Annotated in this window: 22 protein-coding genes and 1 tRNA gene; 13 read left to right on the top strand and 10 right to left on the bottom strand. The window is 63.6% G+C overall.

Features of this window, described 5'->3' with window-relative positions; genetic code table 11:
* Positions 1-78: 78 nt before the first annotated feature.
* On the bottom strand, positions 79-723 hold the full coding sequence (locus EJ071_RS05985; RefSeq protein ID WP_126097255.1) for a LemA family protein: 645 nt from the start codon (positions 721-723) through the stop codon (positions 79-81).
* A gap of 154 nt (positions 724-877) precedes the next feature.
* On the opposite strand from EJ071_RS05985, the gene EJ071_RS05980 reads away from it, so the two are divergent.
* The 6 genes from EJ071_RS05980 (at position 878) to EJ071_RS05955 (ending at position 6,490) form a co-directional block, all read left to right on the top strand.
* A complete protein-coding gene (locus EJ071_RS05980; protein WP_126097254.1) occupies positions 878-1,129 on the top strand; it encodes a hypothetical protein in 252 nt (83 codons plus the stop codon).
* 12 nt (positions 1,130-1,141) lie between these two features.
* Positions 1,142-2,026 carry a pyridoxal kinase PdxY gene (pdxY, locus tag EJ071_RS05975; protein WP_126097253.1) on the top strand — a complete coding sequence of 295 codons (885 nt, stop codon included), beginning with the start codon at positions 1,142-1,144 and terminating at the stop codon, positions 2,024-2,026.
* 87 nt (positions 2,027-2,113) lie between these two features.
* Positions 2,114-2,890, top strand: a complete 777-nt coding sequence (locus EJ071_RS05970; protein WP_126097252.1) for a DUF429 domain-containing protein — start codon at positions 2,114-2,116, stop codon at positions 2,888-2,890.
* A 142-nt stretch (positions 2,891-3,032) separates the two neighbouring features.
* Positions 3,033-3,677, top strand: coding sequence for a carbonic anhydrase (locus EJ071_RS05965; protein ID WP_126097251.1), 645 nt, complete (start codon positions 3,033-3,035; stop codon positions 3,675-3,677).
* Between the two features lie 8 nt (positions 3,678-3,685).
* Entirely contained in the window at positions 3,686-4,099 is a 414-nt protein-coding gene (locus EJ071_RS05960; RefSeq protein WP_126097250.1) for a nuclear transport factor 2 family protein, read from the top strand.
* 336 nt (positions 4,100-4,435) lie between these two features.
* A complete protein-coding gene (locus tag EJ071_RS05955) occupies positions 4,436-6,490 on the top strand; it encodes a M3 family metallopeptidase (RefSeq protein ID WP_126097249.1) in 2,055 nt (684 codons plus the stop codon).
* Between the two features lie 164 nt (positions 6,491-6,654).
* Here EJ071_RS05955 and EJ071_RS05950 read toward each other — a convergent pair whose 3' ends face one another.
* From EJ071_RS05950 to EJ071_RS05930, 4 genes are all read right to left on the bottom strand, one after another.
* Complete coding sequence (locus tag EJ071_RS05950; protein ID WP_126097248.1) at positions 6,655-8,130, bottom strand: M81 family metallopeptidase; 1,476 nt, start codon at positions 8,128-8,130, stop codon at positions 6,655-6,657.
* A 78-nt stretch (positions 8,131-8,208) separates the two neighbouring features.
* The gene (locus EJ071_RS05945) at positions 8,209-9,036 is read right to left on the bottom strand and encodes a carbohydrate ABC transporter permease (RefSeq protein WP_126097247.1); all 828 of its coding nucleotides are present in this window, start codon (positions 9,034-9,036) and stop codon (positions 8,209-8,211) included.
* The gene (locus EJ071_RS05940; protein ID WP_126097246.1) at positions 9,033-9,902 is read right to left on the bottom strand and encodes a sugar ABC transporter permease; all 870 of its coding nucleotides are present in this window, start codon (positions 9,900-9,902) and stop codon (positions 9,033-9,035) included. Before EJ071_RS05940 ends, EJ071_RS05945 begins: the two co-directional genes overlap by 4 nt.
* A 511-nt stretch (positions 9,903-10,413) precedes the next feature.
* On the bottom strand, positions 10,414-11,643 hold the full coding sequence (locus EJ071_RS05930) for a sugar ABC transporter substrate-binding protein (protein WP_126097244.1): 1,230 nt from the start codon (positions 11,641-11,643) through the stop codon (positions 10,414-10,416).
* 173 nt (positions 11,644-11,816) lie between these two features.
* Here EJ071_RS05930 and EJ071_RS05925 point away from each other — a divergent pair, with 173 nt between their 5' ends.
* The 3 genes from EJ071_RS05925 to EJ071_RS05915 are packed head-to-tail and all read left to right on the top strand — an operon-like array spanning position 11,817 to position 14,535.
* The gene (locus EJ071_RS05925; protein WP_126097243.1) at positions 11,817-12,587 is read left to right on the top strand and encodes an SDR family oxidoreductase; all 771 of its coding nucleotides are present in this window, start codon (positions 11,817-11,819) and stop codon (positions 12,585-12,587) included.
* A gap of 2 nt (positions 12,588-12,589) precedes the next feature.
* Positions 12,590-13,657 carry a sn-glycerol-3-phosphate ABC transporter ATP-binding protein UgpC gene (gene ugpC / locus EJ071_RS05920; RefSeq protein WP_126097242.1) on the top strand — a complete coding sequence of 356 codons (1,068 nt, stop codon included), beginning with the start codon at positions 12,590-12,592 and terminating at the stop codon, positions 13,655-13,657.
* Positions 13,654-14,535: a MurR/RpiR family transcriptional regulator gene (locus tag EJ071_RS05915; RefSeq protein ID WP_126097241.1), complete on the top strand. Its 882-nt coding sequence runs from the start codon at positions 13,654-13,656 to the stop codon at positions 14,533-14,535. Before ugpC ends, EJ071_RS05915 begins: the two co-directional genes overlap by 4 nt.
* A 270-nt stretch (positions 14,536-14,805) precedes the next feature.
* On the opposite strand, the gene EJ071_RS05905 is transcribed toward EJ071_RS05915, so the two are convergent.
* Entirely contained in the window at positions 14,806-15,120 is a 315-nt protein-coding gene (locus tag EJ071_RS05905; RefSeq protein WP_126097240.1) for a DUF167 family protein, read from the bottom strand.
* A 15-nt stretch (positions 15,121-15,135) separates the two neighbouring features.
* Positions 15,136-15,426, bottom strand: a complete 291-nt coding sequence (locus tag EJ071_RS05900) for a YggT family protein (RefSeq protein WP_126097239.1) — start codon at positions 15,424-15,426, stop codon at positions 15,136-15,138.
* A 141-nt stretch (positions 15,427-15,567) separates the two neighbouring features.
* On the opposite strand from EJ071_RS05900, the gene EJ071_RS05895 reads away from it, so the two are divergent.
* The 4 genes from EJ071_RS05895 (at position 15,568) to EJ071_RS05880 (ending at position 18,789) form a co-directional block, all read left to right on the top strand.
* A tRNA-Ala gene (locus tag EJ071_RS05895) sits at positions 15,568-15,643 on the top strand.
* A gap of 1,650 nt (positions 15,644-17,293) precedes the next feature.
* Positions 17,294-17,731 carry a curlin gene (locus EJ071_RS05890; protein WP_126097238.1) on the top strand — a complete coding sequence of 146 codons (438 nt, stop codon included), beginning with the start codon at positions 17,294-17,296 and terminating at the stop codon, positions 17,729-17,731.
* 61 nt (positions 17,732-17,792) lie between these two features.
* The gene (gene csgH, locus EJ071_RS05885) at positions 17,793-18,194 is read left to right on the top strand and encodes a curli-like amyloid fiber formation chaperone CsgH (protein WP_126097237.1); all 402 of its coding nucleotides are present in this window, start codon (positions 17,793-17,795) and stop codon (positions 18,192-18,194) included.
* A 178-nt stretch (positions 18,195-18,372) separates the two neighbouring features.
* On the top strand, positions 18,373-18,789 hold the full coding sequence (locus EJ071_RS05880; RefSeq protein ID WP_126097236.1) for a curlin: 417 nt from the start codon (positions 18,373-18,375) through the stop codon (positions 18,787-18,789).
* Between the two features lie 239 nt (positions 18,790-19,028).
* On the opposite strand, the gene EJ071_RS05875 is transcribed toward EJ071_RS05880, so the two are convergent.
* From EJ071_RS05875 to EJ071_RS05865, 3 genes are all read right to left on the bottom strand, one after another.
* Positions 19,029-19,361: a hypothetical protein gene (locus EJ071_RS05875; RefSeq protein WP_126097235.1), complete on the bottom strand. Its 333-nt coding sequence runs from the start codon at positions 19,359-19,361 to the stop codon at positions 19,029-19,031.
* Positions 19,362-19,730: 369 nt separating this feature from the next.
* On the bottom strand, positions 19,731-20,225 hold the full coding sequence (locus EJ071_RS05870) for a hypothetical protein (RefSeq protein WP_126097234.1): 495 nt from the start codon (positions 20,223-20,225) through the stop codon (positions 19,731-19,733).
* A 96-nt stretch (positions 20,226-20,321) separates the two neighbouring features.
* Positions 20,322-21,716, bottom strand: coding sequence for a multicopper oxidase family protein (locus EJ071_RS05865; protein ID WP_126097233.1), 1,395 nt, complete (start codon positions 21,714-21,716; stop codon positions 20,322-20,324).
* Between the last annotated feature and the right edge of the window lie 69 nt (positions 21,717-21,785).

Below are 21,785 nucleotides of genomic sequence, written 5' to 3'. Positions count from 1 at the left end.
GGAGATGTCCGGCAGGACAGAGGGGGGTATCAACACGCCAGCGGTCCGTCTTCTCGCGGGATTATTCCGACGACGGGATCACCCGCCCTGCTTCGTGCTCGTCCCGAAATCCACCTTCGGCACGTGCATCTTGTCTTCCTCGACGGTGAAGTTCGCAAACGGCTCATTGCCGCGGAACCAGAGCGTCGCCCAAAGCACCGACGGGAAGGTCCTGAGCGTCAGATTGTAATCCCTGACCGCCTGGATGTAGTCTCGACGCGCCACTGCGATGCGGTTCTCGGTGCCTTCGAGCTGCGCCTGCAGCGCCAGGAAATTCTGATTGGCCTTGAGGTCGGGATAGTTCTCCGACACCGCGATCAGCCGCGACAGCGCGCTGGTCAGCCCCGCCTGGCTATCCTGGAATTTCTTCAAAGCTTCCGGATCCTTCAACGTGTCCGGCGTGACCGTGATCTGCGTCGCCTTGGCGCGCGCCTCGACCACGGCGTCGAGCGTGTCCTTCTCATGCGAGGCATAGCCTTTGACCGTCTCGACCAGGTTCGGGATCAGGTCCGAGCGGCGCTGGTACTGGTTCAGCACCTCGCTCCAGGCCGCCCGGGCGTTTTCCTCGGCCGTCGGGATGGTGTTGTAGCCGCAGCCGGCAAGCAGCGGCAGCACGAAAGCCATCATCAGCAAGGCCGGCAAACTGCGGAAGGCGGAGGGCAGGGAAAGGCGCTCGGCAAACATGATTGGTTCCCCTCGGGTCAAAGTTGCATGCGAAGCAATAGCACAATCCACGCGCAAGAAAATAACCCGCTATGATGTCGCTCCGGGCCTGCCGGGCGCCTCTGTGAATACCTGCGCGAACAGGCTAAGCTCCCGGCAGGAAAGGACATTTGCCATGGCCGAGCGCCGGGACGACGAGAGCGAATCGCGCCGCATCCTCGAGCGCGTGGCGCGCGAGACGGCGCCGGGCGGCACCTCCTTCATCGCCCGTGTTGCAAAGGACACGCGCGACCGCGTGATCGCCGCGGACGCCGACCGCTCCGATCCGATCGAATATTGGGGCACCCGCATTGGCCGGACGCTCGGCCTCATCGTCGCCATTGGGCTGTTGGCCTGGCTGGTGTATGTCGCCACGCGGGGTGGCTAGGAATCAAACTCCATGAATGCTGAAAAAACCGACGCGCCGCGCGCGGTCATCGTCATCTCCAGCCATGTCGCCCGCGGCTCGGTCGGCAACCGCGCCGCGGTATTCGCGCTGGAGACTTTGGGCTTTCCGGTCTGGGCGGTGCCCACCGTCATCCTGCCCTGGCACCCCGGCCACAGCCGCGCCACCCGCATCGTGCCGGCGCTCGACCAGTTCAAGGCGCTGTTGGCCGATCTCGAACGCGCGCCGTGGCTTGGCGAGGTCCGTGCGGTGCTCTCGGGCTATCTCGGCGAGGCCGGCCAGGCCGAGGCCGTCGCCTCGCTGGTCGCCGCCGTCAAGGCAAGGACGCCGGATGCGCTTTATGTCTGCGACCCGGTAATGGGCGATTCCGGTGGGCTCTACGTGCCGGAGCCGACGGCCGCGGCGCTGCGCGACAGACTGATGCCGATCGCCGACATCGCCACGCCCAACCGCTATGAGCTCGAATGGATGGCCGGCGCGCCGCTGCCCGACATCAAGGCGGTGACGGCGGCCGCCCTTCACGCCGGCCCGTCGACCATGCTGGTCACCTCGGCGCCGTCGATGCTGATGGGCGGCACCGGCAATTTCCTGCTCGACGGCAGCCAGGCGCTGCTTGCCGAGCACCGGTTGATCGAGAGGCCGCCGAACGGGCTTGGCGACCTGACGGCCGCCGTCTACCTCGCCCGCATCCTGTCCGGCCAGCCGCCGGCGAAGGCGCTGCAGTCGACCACGACCGCCGTCTACGAGATCCTGGCGCGTACGGCAAAACGCGGCGGCGACGAGCTGCAGCTCGAGACCGATGCGCAAAGCCTGTCGCATCCGATGGCGATGGTTCAGCTTCGTCATCTGCTTCACCCCGGGCGGGACAAGCGGGCGTGACGCCGGGTGGCGGCGCTAAAGCATTTTGCAGCCAAGTGGAATCACTTGGCGTCGCAGAAATGCGGCTAAACAAACAGACAGAGCGGGATGCAGACTTCCACTAACCTGCATTCCGCCCTGGTGGGCGTCGACGGCTGCAAGGCCGGCTGGATCGCCGTGCATCGCGAAACCGGCGCCGCGCCATCGGTCTCGGTCTTCCCAAGCTTCCAGGCGCTGCTCGACACGCTGCCCGATGCCACGATCGCCGTCGACATGCCGATCGGCCTGCCGGATTTTTCCAGCCGGGGCGGCCGCGGGCCGGAAGCGGTGGTGCGGCCGTTGCTTGGGGCGAGACAATCGAGCGTCTTTGCCATCCCCTCGCGCGCGGCGCTTTATGCCGACACCAGCGACTTCACCACGATCGAGGCCTGGTATGCCGCGCATCGCCGGGCGAGCGAGGTGGCGATGACGACCTCCGATCCGCCGCGCGGCGTTTCCATCCAGGCCTTCGGCATCTTTGCCAAGATCCGCGAGATCGACGCACTTCTGATCGCGCGGCCCGAATCGCGCTGCCGCGTCTTCGAATCGCACCCGGAAGTCGCCTTCTGCCGGCTGAACGCCGGCGTGGCGATGACTCTGCCGAAGAAGATCAAGGGCGCCGTCAATCCGGCCGGCATGGAGGAGCGCAAAGCGCTGCTCTGCCGGCATGGCTATGAGAAATTCTTTCTCGACCAGCCGCCGCCGAGGGGCGCCGCCAGCGACGACTTCCTCGACGCGGCCGCGATGATGCTGATTGCCGGGCGCATCGCCAGCGGCGAGGCGCGGCCATCACCCGATCCGCCCATGGCCGACCGTTTCGGCATTCAGGTTGCGATCTGGGCGTAGTCGAACGGGGGCCTGACGCATCGCGAATGCGACGGAGCCATCCGCAATTCGGCATTGCTCGCGACCGGCTTTTGCCGCTAGAGCCTTTCTCGCAATAGAACGTGCAGCCGCATCCAACCCGGAAAGGGTCAAGACGCCGCCCATGCCTCACCTCCCCGAGCATCTGCTGACCGGCTACCGCAACTTCATGAGCGGCCGCTATCCCGCCGAAAGCGGACGCTATCGCTCGCTGGCCCGCGACGGCCAATCACCCGAGACGATGATCGTCGCCTGCTGCGATTCGCGCTCGGCGCCGGAAGCGATCTTCGATGCCGGCCCCGGCGAGCTCTTCGTGCTGCGCAATGTCGGCAATCTGGTGCCGCCTTACGAGCCGGACGGCGAGTACCACTCGACCTCGGCTGCACTGGAATTTGCCGTGCAGAGCCTGAAGGTCAAGAACATCGTGGTGATGGGCCACGGCCGCTGCGGCGGCATCCGCGCCGCGCTCGACACCAATTCGGCGCCGCTCTCGCCCGGCGACTTCATCGGCAAATGGATGAGCCTGATCGCGCCCGCCGCCGAGACGGTGGCGGCCAGCACTTTCATGACGGCGACAGAGCGCCAGACCGCGCTGGAGCGCATCTCGATCCGCTATTCGATGGCCAATCTCCGGACCTTTCCCTGCGTCTCGATCCTGGAAGGCAAGGGCAGGCTCACCCTGCACGGCGCCTGGTTCGACATCTCGACCGGCGAGCTCTGGGTGATGAATAAGGAAACCGGCGATTTCGAGCGGCTGGAAATGGAGTGAGGCGGGGGATGCATCGTCATTTTCGCTCCGTCCTTGCCGCCGTCGCGCTGCTGTTCTCGCTCCTTGCCGCTCGCGCCGACGACAGCGTGATCATCGATCGCTGGTATTCGGCGCTGCTGGCGGCCGACCGCACCGAATTATCGGCCTTGCTTGCCGACGACGCGCGCATGACGCTCGAGGACCTTGGCGTCGTCCAGAACAAGCAGGAATTCATCGACTCGATCGACCAGTGGCAAGACGCCGTCGCCGGCGCCGCGATCCGCCACCGCATCGAGAAGAGCGAGCACGGCGAGACCACGGTGCTCGCCTGCTACGACTTCCCCGAAAACGACACGCTGATGCGCGAGACCTTCACCGTCGTCGGCGGACGCATCACTGCAAGCACCCAGACCGCGATCGCGCAGGACTGCAGCGGTTATTAGTTCCCAGCACAGAGATTTTCGCCGGTCGGCTATGTTTGCGTTGGTGGGTCGCATGCCCAGGAGATTGGCCGAAACGCCCGTCTCTTCGTCATCCACGGGCGGAGCAAGGAGCGAAGCGACGCAGCGCAGACCCGAGGACGACGAGGTTCGGAAGGCTTCAGCCAATCTCCAGCGTTTGCGATGAACCAGCGCGTTTCATCGTTTCACGGAAAACAGCTAATCGCTTTACCCCTTGAGTGCTCTAAAGGCGAATCCTGGGGCTACCCGTGTTGCGCGGTGCGCGGCATCGCCCTACATCCGAGGCACCCCACCTCATCCAGCCCACCGGAATCGCTCATGTCATCTTCGAAAACCGTCGACCTCGCCGCCCATCCGCTGACCCTTTGGCAAGGCCCGCTCGGCTTGCCGGATTTCTCGCGCATCGGCGATAATGATTTCGGCCCGGTCTTCGACGCGGCGCTGGAGGCGCATCAGACCGAGATCGACGCCATCGCCGGCAACAGCGAAGCGACGACCGTTGAAAATACGCTGGCCGCGCTCGAGCTTGCCGGCGAGCCGCTCGACCATGTCTCGTCGATCTTCTGGTGCCGCGCCGGCGCCCACACCAACGACACCATCCAGGCGATGGAGCGCGACATATCGCCAAAGATGTCGCGGCATTTCTCGGCGATCTCGATGAACGAGAAGCTGTTTGCCCGCATCGACGACCTCTACCAGCGCCGCGACAGCCTGAATCTCGATCCCGAAACGCTGCGTGTTCTGGAAAAGACCTGGAAGGGTTTTGTGCGTTCGGGCGCCAAGCTCGACGCTGACGGCAAGAAGCGGCTCGCGGCCATCAATGAGGAACTCTCCTCGCTCGGCACCAAATTCGGCCAGAACGTTCTCGCCGACGAGCGCGATTGGGCTCTGTTCCTCGACGGGGCCGACCTTGCCGGCCTGCCGGACTTTTTGAAGAGCGCGATGGCCGAAGCCGCCGAGATGCGTGGCCAGAAGGGCCGCTATGCCGTGACGCTGTCGCGCTCGATCTACGAGCCGTTCTCGACCTTCTCCGAGCGCCGCGACCTGCGCGAGACCGCTTTCCGCGCCTTCATCATGCGTGGCCAGAACGGCGGCGCCAGCGACAACACCGATGTCGTGCGCGACATGCTGAAACTGCGCGCCGAGAAGGCGAAGCTGCTCGGCTACGCATCCTTCGCGGCGCTGAAGCTCGACGACACCATGGCGAAGACGCCAAAGGCCGTGCATGATTTGCTCGACCCGGTCTGGGAAAAGGCGCTTGAGAAGGCGGCCGCCGACCGGAAGGACCTGGAACGACTGGCGAACGAGGCCGGCAGCAACGAGACGTTCGCAGCCTGGGACTGGCGCTTCTACCAGGAGAAGCTGCGCGCCGAGAAATTCGCCTTCGACGAGGCGGAGCTGAAGCCTTACCTGCAATTGGAACGCGTCATCGAGGCCTGCTTCGACGTCGCCACAAAACTGTTCGGCATCACCTTCGAGGAGAAGAAGGGCATCACGGTTTGGCATCCAGACGCCCGCGCGTTCGTGATCAAGAACGCCGACGGCAGCGAGCGCGGCCTGTTCCTTGCCGACTATTTCGCGCGGCCGTCAAAGCGCTCCGGCGCCTGGATGAGCGCGCTGAAGTCCGGCTATAAACTCGGCGACGGCGCCAAGCCGGTCATCTACAACATCATGAACTTCGCCAAGCCGCCGGCCGGCGAGGCGGCGCTGCTGTCGGTCGACGAAGCAAAGACCCTGTTCCACGAATTCGGCCATGCGCTGCACGGCATGCTGACCGACGTCACCTGGCCGTCGGTCTCCGGCACCTCGGTCAGCCGCGACTTCGTTGAACTGCCCTCGCAGCTCTACGAGCACTGGCTAACGGTGCCGGCGGTGCTTGAAAAGCATGCGCTGCACGTCAAGACCGGCAAGCCGATGCCTAAAGACCTGCTCGACAAGATGCTCGCCGCCCGCACCTTCGGCGCCGGCTTCGCCACAGTCGAGTTCACCGCCTCCGCTCTGATCGACATGGCCTACCACGCGCGTCCGGACGCGCCGGTCGAACCGCTTCGTTTCGAGACCGAAACGCTCGAAATGCTGCAAATGCCCGACACCATCGCAATGCGCCATCGGACCCCGCATTTCGGCCATGTCTTTGCCGGCGACGGCTATTCGGCCGGCTACTATTCCTACATGTGGTCGGAGGTGCTGGACGCCGACGCCTTCTCTGCTTTCGAGGAGACCGGCGACCCTTTCAATCCGGAACTGGCGGAGCGGCTGCGGAAGAACATCTACGCCGCCGGCGGCTCGAAGGATCCGGAAGAGCTTTATACGGCGTTCCGCGGGAAGATGCCCTCGCCCGAGGCGATGATGGTGAAAAGAGGGTTGGTGTAGCGCCGGTAATCTCCCCCCTCGAGGGGGAGATGGCCGCGTAGCGGCCAGAGGGGGTCGTTGCGCGTGAAGCGCCGACGTTCTCCTTCGCCACCATTAGGGCGTCGCGGCAGTTGAGGCGACCCCCTCTGTCGCCTTCGGCGACATCTCCCCCTCAAGGGGGGAGATTATAAGCGCCACGGATCCTTCACCCTCGGCCATATCGGCCGCTTCAACTTCCTGTAATCCGTGACCGCCGGATTGCTCGGATAAGAACTCGGCGCCGCGACATAGACGATCTCGGCGGCGATCGGCGCGAAGCCGGCGTAGAAATGGTTGGTCGATTTGACCAGCAGGATGTCCTTCGCCAGCGGATCGATGCCGATGTTGGAAAAAATGTCCGGCTCGAAGGTCTGCGTGCGGTTGGTGTTCAAGATGACGTCGACCTCCGTGCCTTCGATGCGAACCACCGCCGACGGCCCGAGCGTCACGCGGCTCGGTCCGAAACTTTGCCAGCCCTCGCTGACCGCCTTCAGCACGGTGACGCGTGCGTCGATCGGCTCGCCGGCCTGGGGCCCGGCCTTGCCGCCGAAGCGCAGGTCGATGACGGCGCCCTCGCCGGCAGCCTGACAAAACGTCACCGCGATCGGATCCCAGATCGTCGCCACGCCGACGCTCTTGATGCCGCGCGCCAAAAGCTCGCGCAGCACGATGGTGCCGTCGCCCGGCACGCCGCCGCCCGGATTGTCCCAGATGTCGGCGATCACCGCCGGCTTGTCCTTGTGCTCGGCGCGCACGGCAAGCGCCCGCTCTATGCCGGCAGAGGCGGAAAGCATCGTCATCGCCGTCTTTTCGCGCAAGGCGTAGAGCTCACGTCCCAGCGTCTCGGCGAGCTTGTCGCCCTTTTCCTTGTCATTGTCGGTGATGACCAGGATGCGCGTGCCCATCTCCGGCACGTCGGCGGCCATGAAGCCGTGGATGATCGAGACCGACAGCACGCCGTCCTTGCCGTGCAGCGCCTTTATTTTGTCGACGAAGGAACGCATCGGCTCGCGGCTGGTCGGCAGCACCTGGATCATGCGGCAGTCGAAGGTCGAGATGACCGGCTTGATCTCGCCGCGCGCCGCGGCAAGGCCGAGCTCGACCACATGCTCGCCGCGTTCGTAGAAATCGGTGTGAGGGAATTCGAGGAAATAGGCCATGATGTCGGATGCAGCCACGCGCTTCGGCGTCAGATGGCTGTGCGGATCGAACTCCGAGGCGATCACCACTTTCGGCCCGACGATTGCGCGCACACGCTCCAGCAGATCGCCTTCGCAATCGTCATAGCCTTGCGCCACCATCGCGCCATGCAGGCCGAGGATGACGGCATCGACAGGCAAGGCCTCCTTCAGCTGGCCGAGGATCTCGTCACGCAGCGCCTCGTAAGTCTGCCTTTGAACGAGGCCGCCGGGCTCCGCCCAGGTCGCGGTGCCTTCGATGACGGTCAGGCCCTCCTCTGCCGCGCGCCGGCGCAGCGCCACGATCGGCGAAGAGCACAGCGTCGGCGTCTCCGGATGCTTGCCCGGCCCGGCATAGAAGGCCATCTCGAACGAAGCCCGGTCGGTCGGCACCGGCGAGAAGGTGTTGGTTTCCGTCGCCAGCGAGGCGGTGAAGATGCGCATCAAAACTCCGTGGACTTCTGTTTTTCGCAATTCCGGGCGGAAAACCGCTGCACACTTTTCCTGGAATTGCTGGAATTGCTATTTGACGGCCCCGAGCGCCAGGCCCCGGACGAGATAGCGCTGCAGCCAGATGAAGAGGATGGCTACCGGCAGGGTAGCGAGCAGCGTCGCCGCCATGACATGGTGCCATTCGATCGTATAGCGGCCGGCGACCAGCGAGAAAACCTGGATCGGCAGCGTGTAGCTTTCCTGGCTGCGCAGCATGGTCAGCGCCACCACGAACTCGTTCCAGGCATTGATGAAGGTGAAGATCGCCGTCACCGCGATCGCCGGCAGACAGAGCGGCAGGAACACCTTGCGCAAGGTCAGCCAGCGGCCGGCGCCTTCCATCCAAGCCGCCTCCTCGAGATCGCGCGGGATGGTGTCGAAATAGCTCTGCAGCATCCAGACGGTGAACGCGACGTTGAAGGCCATGTAGATGAAGCCGAGCGCCGTCGTGCTCTCGACCAGGCCCCAGGCGGCCATCAACCTGAACAGGCCGAGCACCAGCACGATCGGCGAGATCATCTGCGAGATCAAAAGGAATTGGCGGAAGGCGCCGTAGCCGGCAAAACGAAAGCGCGACATCGCGTAGGCCGCCGGCACCGAGATCAGGATGGCGCCGATTGTCGCCAGCGCCGAGACGTAGAGCGAGTTGAGAAGCGCCTGGCCGAAGCCTGTCGCCACCCACATGTCGGCGAAATTCGACCAGCGGAACTCGCTCGGCCACCAGGTGGGTGTCAGCACTTCCGGCCGCGGCTTGACCGCTGTCAGGAACATCACCGCGAAGGGGAAGATCGTCACCACGATCAATGGCGCGAGCAGCAGCCAGGCGATGATCGTGCGTTTGAGCTTGCCGTTCCTCATGCGCGCTGCTCCCGCATGGCGAGCCGCACATAGATCATGGTGAAGACGAGCAGGATGACGAACATCACCAGCGACACGGCCGAGGCCTCGCCGAGTTTGCCGATGCGGAAGGCGAGCTTGTAGAGATGCGTCACCAATATGTCGGTTGAGTTCGCCGGCCCGCCTTGCGTCATCACCCAGATGATCGGGAAGGAGTTGAACACATAGATGGTGTTGAGCACGATCGCGATGTTGATGAAGGGTTTCAGCAACGGAAAGGTGATCTCGCGGAACTGCTGGAACGGCGTTGCGCCCTCAAGCGCGGCCGCCTCGTAGAGGTCGTCGGGGATCGAGGACAGGCCGCCGAGGAAGATCGTGGTGGTGAACGGCACCGTCACCAGTATGCCGATCAGCACCTGCATCGGGAACGCGGTCTCGGCGCTCGCCAGCCACTGGATGTTCTGGCTGATCAGCCCGAGCTTCATCAGCGCCGAGTTCAGCATGCCGCTCTCGCCGTTGAGCGCCCAGCGCCAGACCACCGCGGTCATGGTGAGCGACACCGCCCAGGGCAGCATGATGATGACGCGGGCAAGGCCGCGGCCGTGGAAGTCGGTATTGAGGATGATTGCCACGGGGATCGACAAGAGCAGCGCGCCGCCGACCACAAGCACGGTCCATAGGCCGGTACGCCAGAGCGCGGCGACAAAGTCAGGATCGGCGGCGAGCGCCCAGAAATTAGCCAGGCCGCTGAAGTCGCGCAGCTGGCCAAAGCGATTGACGTCATGCGTCGAGATCTGCACGAGATCCCAGACCGGCCAGAAGATCACCACCGCCGCGAGCAGCAGGCTGGGCAAAGTCAGCAGATAGGGCAGGATACGGCTTTGCATCGGCTGACTTGCACCGTGTTGCGGGTAGATAGCAGTGGCAGTGGCATTGGTGCTCAAGGCACGTCCCCGCATTTCGCTGGCTTGCTAGCTTGGCTCTCGTTCTTCCTAGGCGATTGCTTCAGGTTTTTGCATTCCTCACTGGCGTCTGCGCCGCCCCTCACCTGCCTGCCCGTCCTCCACAGCAGCTGCGGAAGAGGGCCCTTCCTCTCCCCCGTCGATCGGGGGAGAGGTGTCGAGCGAAGCTCGACGGAGTGGGGGTCGACCCCTTGGGCGCAAGGCGAGGCGATGCTTGCGCCTAGTGCCCTTCGTACGTCCGTTCGCAGCGGTTGCCAGGTGGTTCCCCCACTCCGTCTCGGCTTCGCCGAGCCACCTCTCCCCCCTCCGGAGGGAGAGGAAGGAGGCTGACTGGGGCGGCGCTGACATCGACGATTCTGTCTTTCTGCTGAAGACCGAGAAAAGATGTGGCGCGCCCCGACGGGTGAGGCGCGCCACGGGCGCAGGGAGATACGCCCTATTTCTTCAGCACGCCATTGGCCTTGTCTGCCGCCTCCTTCAAGGCGGCTTCCGGCTCGGCGCTGCCGAGGTAGATCTTCTGCATGGCGTCCGAGGTGATCTGGGCGATTTCCTCCCAGCCCGGGATGACCGGCGCGAAGCGGGCGTCAGGCAGCAGAGCGGTGAAGGCGGCGAGGTCGGCATTGTTGACGTAATAGTCCATCTTCGCCTCTTCCTTGTTCACCGGCAGGAAGCCTTCGCCCTGCGTGAACTTGGCGCGCTGCTCCTTGGTGAACAGGAAATCGAGCAGCTTCCAGGCCTCGTCCTTGTTCTTGGAGTTCTTGAACATGATGATGGAGTCGGTCACGCCATAGGTGCCGCGCGCGCCGGTCGGTCCGGCGGGAATCGCGGCGACGCCGTATTTCAGCTTCGGCGCTTCTTCCTTGATCTGGTTGGACAGGAAGGGCGCGGTGATCATCATGCCGACCTTGCCCTGCTTGAACAGGTTCTGCACGTCCTCGCGGTTGTTGGAGGTCACGCCCGGCTCCGTCAGGCCCTCGTCGATCATCGACTTGTAAAGCTTGGCCGCCTCGAGCGCGCCCGGCGTGCTGAGGCCAGATGTGCCGTCCTTGTTGAGGATCTCGGTGCCCTGCGACCACATCGCATAGTAGTAATAGACGTCGGTCTCGATCTCCTTGCCCTGCAGGCCGAAGCCGAAGGCGCCGACCCCCTTGATCTTGCGCGCGTCCTCCTGCAGCTCGGTCCAGGTGGCCGGCGGCTTGGCGATGCCGGCTTTCTCGAACAGCTCCTTGTTGTAGTACATGGCGCGCGCCGAGGCGGCGATCGGCAGGCCGTAGGTGTGGCCGCCCATGATCGAGGGCTGCAGGAAGGTGTCGATGAAGCGGTCCTTGAATTCGGGCGTGATGTAGCTGTCGAGCGGCTCGGCGACGTCCTGCTGCACGAAGTCGATCAGCCAGCGCGTGCCGATAATCGAAAGGTCCGCATTGGTGCCGGCGGTGATGTCGGTGGTGAGCTTCTGCAAGAGCACGTCCCAAGGCACGACCTCGTACTTGATCGTGATGCCTGGGTTCGCCGCCTCGAATTCCTTCTTCACCGCTTCGAAATAGGGGCCGGTCTTGGCGCTGTACTCGGCGACGGTGACGCGCACCTCGCCCGCATCGGCGGGCGCTGCCAGCGCCAGCATGCTCATCCCGGCCAACAGGCCGACAGTCCATTTCGCAAGGCTCATCTGATTTCCTCCCATGATGCGCATTCGCGCCTGGCCCTTGTAGGCGCAGGATTTATGTGACTTTCCTACATTATCGAGGGTTTTCCGCGATGCAAGCAGTTTATCATGTTGCTTAATTACATTTCGTTGAGTAGCGTTCTGTCGCTATCTGACGTGGCGGAGGAGCGCGCATCGTGGTGTCAAAGGCCGATTTCGGGGGCAAGACAATTGTCGTCACCGGCGCCGGCGGTGGTCTCGGCTCGGCGATCGTGGCGCTTATGGCCGAACGTGGTGCGCGCATCGTCGGCTGCGACCAGTCGGCCGAGGCGCTGGAGAGCCCCTTGATCGCCTCGCGCCACGTCTTCGACCTGCTCGACCGGGCTTCGATCGAAGCGGCGATCCCTGCCCTGCTCGACAAGGACGGCGTCCCCGACATTCTGATCAACAATGCCGGCTGGACGCGCGCGGAGACGCTTGATGCGCTGACGGCGGACAGGATCGAGCAGGAGCTCGACCTCAATCTCACCGGGGTGATGACTTTCGCCGACCCGCTGATCAAGGCGATGGCGGGGCGCGGCGCGGGCAGCGTCGTCTTCATCTCCTCGGTCAACGCCATCGCGCATTTCGGCAACCCGGCCTATGCCGCCGCCAAGGCCGGCATCAACGCCTACGCCAAGTCGATCGCCGTCGAGCTCGGCCGCAGCGGCGTGCGCGCCAATGTCGTCTGTCCGGGCTCGATCCGCACCGCCGCCTGGGACCATCGCCTGGCCAAGGACCCGGAAATCCTCGGCCGATTGAAGCGGCTCTACCCACTGGGACGCATCGTCAATGCTTCGGAAGTGGCGGAAGCGGTCGCCTTCCTTGCCTCCGACCGGGCGTCCGGCATAACAGGCGCGGTGGTGCCGGTGGACGCCGGACTGACGGCCGGCTACCTGCCTTTCATCGACGACATCTTGGGAGCGTGACCATGACCGATGTCCTGTTTCGCAACCTGTCGAAATCCTTCGGCCAGCACAAAATCCTCGAGGACATCAACCTCGAGATCAAGAGCGGCGAGTTCGTCGTGCTGGTCGGCCCGTCCGGCTGCGGCAAGTCGACCTTGCTGCGTATGCTGGCCGGGCTGGAGACGATCACCTCCGGCGACCTCGTGATCGGCGGCTTGAGAGCCAACGACCTGCCGCCGCAGAAGCGCAACATCGCCATGGTCTTCCAATCCTACGCGCTGTTCCCGCATCTGAAAGCCGCCGACAATATCGGCTTCGGTCCGAAAATCCGGGGTGAAAGCCGCGCGGCGATCGACGACAAGGTGAAGAAGGCTTCCGGCGTGCTGAACCTCTTCTCCTACCTCGACCGCTATCCACGGCAATTGTCAGGGGGCCAGCGCCAGCGCGTCGCCATGGGCCGCGCCATCGTGCGCGAGCCTTCCGTCTTCCTGTTCGACGAGCCGCTCTCCAACCTCGACGCGCAGCTGCGCGTGCAGATGCGCACCGAGATCAAGGCCCTGCATCAGCGGCTGAGATCGACCATCGTCTACGTCACCCACGACCAGATCGAGGCCATGACCATGGCCGACCGCATCGTGGTGATGGATCGCGGCCGCATCCAGCAGGTTGGACGGCCGCTGGAGCTCTATGACCGGCCGGCCAACAAATTCGTCGCCGGCTTCATCGGCTCGCCGTCGATGAGTTTTGTCTCCGGCGCGCTGAAGACCGTCGGGGCCAAGTCCTGGTTCGAGACCAGCGGCGGCGGCCGCCTGGCGCTAACGACCAAGGCCGCGTCAGGCGCCGACACGGTCGAAGCCGGCATCCGCCCCGAGCATTTCGTCATCGGCGCCGCCGACGACGCGATCGCGATCGACGTCGATGTCGTCGAACCGACCGGCTCCGAAACCCATGTCTACGGCTCGGTCGGCGGTGAGAGTGTGCGCGCCGTGTTCCGCGACCGGCTGCAGGTGAAGCCGGGCGACCGGCTGCCGGTGAGCGTCGACCCGCGCAACATCCATCTCTTCGACAAGGCGACCGGCCTCCCCCTATGAAGACGCCGGCCGACATCATCACCCGCCTGCAACTGATGTCGCAGGACGGCACCAAGTCGGACCGTCGGCTGGCCGGCCTCGTGCTTTCCGATCTCGATTTCGCCTCCAAGGCGGCGATCTCGGAGATTGCCGCGAGGGTCGGCGTCAGCGAGCCGACGGTGACCCGCTTCTGCCGCAATCTCGGCTGCGAGGGCCTGCGCGACTTCAAGTTCTATCTGGCGCAGGCGATCGCCATCGGCGGTCAGTATCTGTCGCCGGAGCCGCTGAGCCGCGACGCGCGCGAGCAGCGCATTGCTTCGGCCATCACCGAAGCGGCGATCGCCGCCATCCAGCGCGCCAGCGAGAATCTCGATATGACGACGTTGATGGACGTCGCCGCCCGCATCGCCGGCTCCGGCAATGTGCTTTGCATCGGCTCCGGCGGCATTTCCTCGATGATGGCGACCGAGATGCAGAACCGGCTGTTCCGGCTCGGCCTGTCGGCGCTCGCCCAGACCGACGGCCAGCTCCAGCGCATGTATGCCGCCGTCGCGACGCCGGAAACGACGCTGGTCGCCTTCTCGGTCTCCGGCTTCGCGCGTTCGGTGATCGAGGCCGTCGAGGTCGCCCAGCAATATGGCGCCGCCACCGTCGCCGTCACCGCGCCGGATTCGTCACTGGCCAAGGTCGCCGACACGGTGATCCTTCTGCAGCCTTTCGAGGACGGCAACATCTACAAGCCGACCTCGTCGCGTTACGCGCTTCTTGCCATCCTCGACATGATCGCCACCGCGGTGGCTGAATCGCGCGGGCCGAAAGTGCTGGAGAACCTGCGCCGCATCAAGCAGAGCGTGAACACGCTGAAGGTCGACGACCCAAAGCTGCCGCTGGGGGATTGAGCGCGTCTTCCTTTGTCTGCGGCGGGCAAAGTGCCCGGCCATAAGCTGCTCAATCTCGAACCGTAGCGCTGCCCCTCATCCGCCTGCCGGCACCTTCTCCCCGTAGAACGGGGAGAAGAAAGCTGGCCGCAACCTCGGCGCTATTTTTTGCAACGTTGATGGTTGGCGAAAGCATCCGCGACAGCGTCTTTCTCCCCGTCACTATACGGGGAGAAATGCCCGGCAGGGCAATGAGGGGCAGCGCCAACTGGCGATATTTGTAATGCGGTCTCAGGTGCCGATCAGTGCCCCGACGCTTTTCACCAACGCAGCCGTATCGCCCAGTATGCGCACCGTCTTCAGCCGCGAAGTGCCCCCGGCCACCACCGAAACCGTCGACCCCGGCACGCCGACCGCCTTGGCCACCATCCGCTCCAGCGCCGCGTTGGCCGCCCCGTTCTCCGGTACGGCGCGCACCCGGGCCTTGAGATGGCTGCGTCCGTCGGCAGCCGTCTCGACACCTTCGATCCGGTCCAGCGCCGCCTTCGGCGTCAGCCGCACGTAAAGGTCGATGCCATCCCCGTGCAGGCGAAACGGCGCGCTCATCGACCGGACCAGCCCTCAGACGACCAGCGACAGCACGGTCGTGAGCAGGAACTGCCGGACGAAGAAGATGATCAAAAGCAGGATGATCGGCGAAATGTCGATGCCGCCGAGATCGGGCATGAAACGGCGGATCGGCCGCAGCGCCGGCTCGGTCAGCCGATACAGCATGTTGCCGATGGTGCCGACGAACTGGTTGCGCGAGTTGACGACGTTGAAGGCATAAAGCCAGGAAAAGATCGCCGAGGCGATGATGACCCACCAATAGAGGTCGAGCGCCATGACGATGGTTTGAATGAGGGCGATCATGCCGGTCTCCAAATTGTCGCCGACATGTAGCCATTGCTGGCGGAACCGGCAAGGCCCGCCGGCCCCGGCGCATCGACGCCATCGAGCCGTTTCGCCTTGACATCGAACGGCCGCGACCGATACAAGCCCATCCGCTGGAACGGGGCTGTAGCTCAGCTGGGAGAGCGCATCGTTCGCAATGATGAGGTCAGGGGTTCGATCCCCCTCAGCTCCACCAGCGGATTTAAAATCAAGGCTTTGGCAATGGGTTCTCGTTGGTGGGACAACGAAGTGAGACATTGCTATGCGCATTCCGGCCTATTTGTCCGTCTCCCGTCACCGTCTTTTCTATTTTTTCGATACCCCCTGGCGCGAAGGCTTGCCACTTGACTGAGTGATCAAGCGAGCACTGTTGGGAGCCTACCCCATTCGCCGATGGTGGTCCGTCATACTACTGGGCGTCGTTCTTGGTCTTATGTACGAAGTGCTCAACCGGCTCGTCGCTATTGTCCCGTTGTCAGATAGCCCGTGGCTGACCATTGTCCCGGCCTGCATTGCCGTTACTGCGCATTCCTACCTAGCCTACCTGCTGTACGGTTTCATTAGAATGGAATGGGTGCCGACCACTGAACCGAAGAGAAGCATTGCAATTGGCTGCATGTGCCTAGCCGGACCGGTGATAGTGATAGCTCCGGGCGCATTGCTGGCGATGTTCCGATCCAGAATCATCCTAGCGGCCATTTCCGTTTTCTAGGCCCGGCAAGAGGTGACAGCCCTGCCCTTCCTCACGGCCTTCCTAGACGGCCTGAACGCACAGCCGGGGAGTGGGTCAGTTTGAAATCTGAAGTACCGCTGGGGGACGGTGGTAGTCCTTTAGGATGCATTGCATTTGAATATTAGTTATGTCTAATTTTATCGTTTGGCGTGGCGCTGGAAGGCCGTGCCACGCTCCAAAGATGCGGCGTCCGTAGCAGTGTCAGGAGGAACGAAATGAAAACGATCCTTATCGTCACGACAGCGCTTGCATTCGCAGTCTCCGCTCCCGCGTTTGCGGACCCTAAAGGCAGTACGACGACAACCACCAGTGAGCAGGGACATAGCGGAAACCCACCCAACAACGATAATGGTACGACAACGACTACGACATCGACCGGACCGAGCGGGCAAATCAATAACGGCAAGACCGACTGCAATAATTGCTCAACGACGACCACGACGACCGGACCGGGGAATAGTAACTGATTACGACTATGTTGTGCGGGAAAACCGCGGGCATGCCGTGAAGACCGTCTGGCGAAGGGAGAGGGGTGCGGATGATTGTTGGGGAACCCGCCCCCTTTTATCGCTAGCCGTTGCGGCGGCGCCACCGGCATTTGCCGCAAAGAATGGCTTCGACAGCGACACGACAACCACCTCCGGGCAGGGGAATGGCGGAAAGACAAACGACAGCGCCAACCCTGACAACAATGGCCAGACGACAACCACGACCGACGAACCGTGCAAGAACAGGTAAGTGCCTCAGGGGGCGGAAATGCCCCCTGTTCATTGCCCACTGTCGAGGCAGTCGCTTCGAGAACGCCGACCCAAAGCACCATGGGGCCGCTGCCGTTCGTTCTGCATTACCCGCTGAATGCAGCTCCAGCCACGGCGCAGAGCCAATGGCCGTTCACCTGGACACCGCCGTAGTGTGCCTGCGTTGGCGCGCATAGGCCACGCAGGCGTCCACCGTGCTGACGCAGAGCGCATCGCGGGGTGCTGCAGCTCTGAAACATCCGAACGGAGCGGTCATGAATTTTCGCTGAATGGAGCCTTCAGGCTCCGTTCCGGGCCAACCTCCTACAAAAGGGCCGTTCAACCGCGGTCCCCTGCCGCATGAAGGAGAAGCCCCATGACCCGCACATCAATTGTCGCCGCAGCCTTGGCAGCCGTCGTCGGCTTTACCACCATCGCTCCCGCGATGGCCAATGACGTCAACATCGAGCAATATGGCTGGCGCAATTCCGCCGGCGGCGGCCAGCACGGCTATCGTAACCGCATACACGTCTATCAGGATGGCCGCTTCAACACCGCGATCGGCCAGCAATATGGTCATCGCAACCGGTCGGTGATCGGGCAGCAGGGCGTCAACAACTACGGCGCGACCTATCAATACGGCAGCCGAAACGCCGCAGGCATTGCCCAGTTCGGCTCGAACCACACCGCGATCCTGACGCAGGACGGCAATGGCAACATCGCCGCCGGCGTCCAGGTCGGCCACGGCTGCAACGCCGACGTCAGCCAGGGCGGCAGCGGCAATGTCGCCGCGTTCGTCCAGGACTGCCCCTGAACCATGGACGGCCGGCAACGGTGTTGCCGGCCACCATCCTGACATCGCGAGGAGATCATCCATGACCAGATTGGACAAGCGAACGGCAGCGGCGTCGGCCGCGCTGCTGGCCGTGATCGCCGCCGGCGCGACCGGGGCGACGGCCGGCAAGGATGGCTCGAATTCCGGGCCGCTGCGATGCGAGATACGAGATGCGATTGAAGGAGACGCCATTCTGCTGGAGCCCCTGGTTTATGCCGACAAGACCATCAGCGGCACCTACACGGTCAGCGTCTCCGGCGACGGCCCGTCCGGCTCCGCTAACATCCGGCAGGGCGGCACCTTCGAAGCCAGCCCCGGCAATCCCGCCTCGCTCGGCCGGATGAGCGTGGGGGCGAATGGCGCTGCCTACGACGTCAAGCTGAAAGTGATCGCAGGCAGCACGAGCGTCAGCTGCGCCAAGCAAGTGTCCGGCCCTACCTGAACGCCGGCTCCCGCGGTCCGCAGATCAAGCAAGGGCTCCGTGCAACCGGAGCCCTTCGGCGTTTCCAACAGGCCCTGGAGCATGTCTTGAACGGCTGCTGAACGATCCCTTCCGTCAAGGTTCAGCTTGGCTATGCGACTGTTCCTCATCAACGGTCGAACCCGCCAGGAGACGTAACATGAACCGCCAGATCACGAAGCTCGTCCAAGCCACCGCGCTCGCCGCGGCCATCGGCCTGCCTCTTGTTGTCGCTCCGGCAAAAGCGGGCGGTTCGATCGGGCTTTACTACTCGCCTCGGACGGCCCGCGATGCGCGGGCGCTGGATTTCGGCCTGCGAGCTTATTCGCTCTACAACGGGCTGCGCGGCGGCGCTCATATCAGGCAGCTCGGGCGGAACAACCGTGCCGGCATAGGTCAGGACGGTGCCGGCAATCGCGGCATAATTCGACAGGAAGGCAGCGGCCACTCCGCTACCTTGCGGCAGGACGGCAACGACAATTCCTATGGCATTTTCCAGTTCGGCAGAAACACCGACGCCAGCATCGCGCAGGCCGGCGACGGCCAAAGCGGAGCAGCCCTGCTGTTCGGCTGGTAGGCGAGAAGTCGCCTGGTTGCGGATACGTGGCCGGCTCTCCAGCCACGCATCCGTTGCCGATGATCGATTGCAGCCCGCGAGGACTCGCGAGCAGGCCCCCCGGCAAACGGAGGGCAGCCGTTAAAGCATGTCTCCCGAAAGTGGGACCGGTTTCGGGACAAAGACATGCGTAAAATCAAGACCTAAAGCGCATGGAGCGAATCTGAAAGATCGCGACGCGCTTTAGGCCTCGGCTGGCCTCAATCGTCCCAATCATCCCAATTGTCTTCATCCTGCGGATAGCTGGGAACGACTCTGATAACCGTCCGCGGACGCTGATAGCGCCAATAATACTCGTCCGGTACCTGCGGCTCGTAGGTGCGGTAGATTTGCCGGTAGTGGTGCTTGGGCTTCCAGTACTTGTGCTTCTTGTGCGACCGCACGCAGTAGCCGTCCTCGGTCAGGTACGCGCATGTCACGTGCGCTTCTTGAACCAAGCTGTTCCTATCCGGCGCAGCGATCATGGGCGCAGCCTGGACCGCAGCCATCGGTGCCAGCATGGTGCCGGCAAGGGCAAGAACAGACAATTTCATCGACCTCTCCTTCGTCTCGAGTCGGAGCCGGAAAAACCTCCGGATTGGGGACGATTTGGGGCGGCCGGTGATCACTTTGATTTTCCGCCGCACATATGAGCGTTAGATCATGTTTTCTATCGGCATGCTCAACGCTCGCCTTTAAAGCATGTCTCCCGAAAGTGGGACCGGTTTCGGGACAAAGACATGCGTAAATCAAAAACCTAAAGCGCACGGAGCGAATCTGAAAGATCGCGACGCGCTTTAGGACTGAAGTTTTCCGCGCCATCCCTGCGAAACTGACCGGCGTATGAGACCGCAGAACCATTCTTCGCGGGCTTCCAACGCTGACAAATATGGGCGCTCTCGCATGGCCCCGCCTGACCCCACTCACCTGGAAACCGCCGTCACCTTGTGATTGCGTTGGCGCGCATAGGCGACGCAGGCGTCGACCGTGCTGACGCAGAGCGCATCGATGCTGTTCGGCAAATTGTTGTCGCCGGCATAGGTGACTTCCGCGACATGGCCGCCGACCATGCGGATCTGCGTATTGCAGTAGCCTCCGGGCGAGACGTTGAGCGACCCTCCGACCGCCGGGATCGCGCCCACAGCCATGGTCGGGACCGCGATGTTGAGATTGCCGCGCTGCACGTTGCGCTGATAGGTCCAGATCTGGCCGGATGATCCCGCATCGGCCGTCGCGGTCGGAAAGCCGGCGCACATGCGGATGTCGGCCTCGCTGAGACCGACCATCTCTTTGCGGGCGGCAGCAGCGGTGACGTCCTCTTTCGCGACCCGCGAGGTATCGTCGGGAACGACACAGGAAGACAGGATGGAGATGCCTGTCGCGACAAGGACAAGTTTTCGAATGCGCAAAGATGTCATGCCGTCGGTCGGAGTTGCATGTCGTCCCACCTGCCCAGTTGGCTACCTAGGCAACCAGACGGCGCGGTCAACCCGCCTCACGAAACGCAGCCGCTTTCACGTCACCCGAAAGTAACTCGTCATCCCGGTCTTCTGGTGCTCGATGATGTGGCAGTGCAGCAGCCAGTCGCCGGGGTTGTCGGCGACGAAGCCCAGCTGAACCTTCTCGTCGGGCTGGATGAGATAGGTGTCGGAGACGAGCGGCTGGACTTGCCGCGTCGAGGACGACAGCACTTTGAAACTCATGCCGTGTAGGTGGATCGGGTGAGAGTGCGGCGTGAGATTTTCCATGTCGATGATGTAGCTCTTGCCGAGCTTGAGTTCGGCGAGCGGCGCGGTCGGGTTCGGCGTGTCTCCCGGCCACGGCACCTTGTTGATCGCCCAGAAACTGTAGCCGAGTGAGCCGCAGATGCTGTCGGCCGAACCGTTCTCCGCTGTGGCGCTGAGCGCCAGCGGAATGCGTTTGGCGCTTGCAAGATCCACCTCCGCCACCGGGTTGGCCTCCAAAGAGCCGAGATCGCGCAGATCCCGCTTGAGCGATTTCCCGACCGCACGCAGCGTCGCCAGAATCTTCGGCTTGGTGCCCCTGACGTCGCGCAGGCTAACGATCGCGCCTTCGTCGTCGGGCATGCGGACGGCAAGCTCCAGCCGCTGGCCGGGCCCGAGCTGCAAGGCGTCGGGCGCGAAGCGTTGCGGCACCGGATTGCCATCGAGCGCGATGACTGATGCTTCGGCGCCGTCGACGCGGAAGGCATAGATGCGGGTGACGTCGGTGATGGCGGCCCTGAGCCGCACCAGGCCGCCTGCCGGCGCGTCATATTGCGGCTGGTCGAGCCAGTTGGCCGTGCGCACCGTGCCGTAAGTGCCGGCTCTCGCAGCATCACGCGGCCGGAACGACTCGATGAACTGGCCGTCGTCGCCGAGGCGCCAATCGCGCAGATTGATCACCAGTTCGGAATCGAACACCGGATCGTTCGGGTTCTCCACCACAATCACGCCGGTCAGCCCGTGGCCCATTTGCTCGAGCGTGTTGCAGTGCGGGTGGTACCAGAAGGTGCCGGCGTCGGGCGGCGAAAACGCGTAGTCGAAATGATCGCCTTGATAGACATAGGGTTGCACCAGGAACGGCACGCCGTCCATCTTGTTCGGAACCCGGATGCCATGCCAGTGGATCGTGGTCGGGTCGTCGATGCCGTTGACGAGCCGCGCGGCAAAGGGCTCGCCCTTGCGCATCCTGACGACCGGCGGCATGCCGGCCGCACCATAGGTGAGCACGTTTTTGGTCGGGCCGGCCTCCGCCAGCTTCGCCTCGATGCTGACGGCCTTCAGGACAAGCGGCTCAGGCTTCGCCGCCGCGAGACCGGTCAATCTGCCGGCAGTCGAGGCACCGATGCCAGCGAGGCTGGCGGCCGCGGCGGCTTTGAGAAGATTGCGGCGCGTGAATATCGTCATATGGCTTTCCGGCGGGCAAGGTCCCGCTGCGTCCCAGGCTGAACCGTTCAGCCGCCTATCACCATCCGC

Origin of the sequence: Mesorhizobium sp. M1B.F.Ca.ET.045.04.1.1 (assembly GCF_003952465.1) — a bacterium.
Lineage (GTDB): Bacteria > Pseudomonadota > Alphaproteobacteria > Rhizobiales > Rhizobiaceae > Mesorhizobium > Mesorhizobium shonense.
The sequence above is the reverse complement of the archived record's forward strand: the minus strand, read 5'-3'. Positions and strand labels throughout refer to the sequence as shown.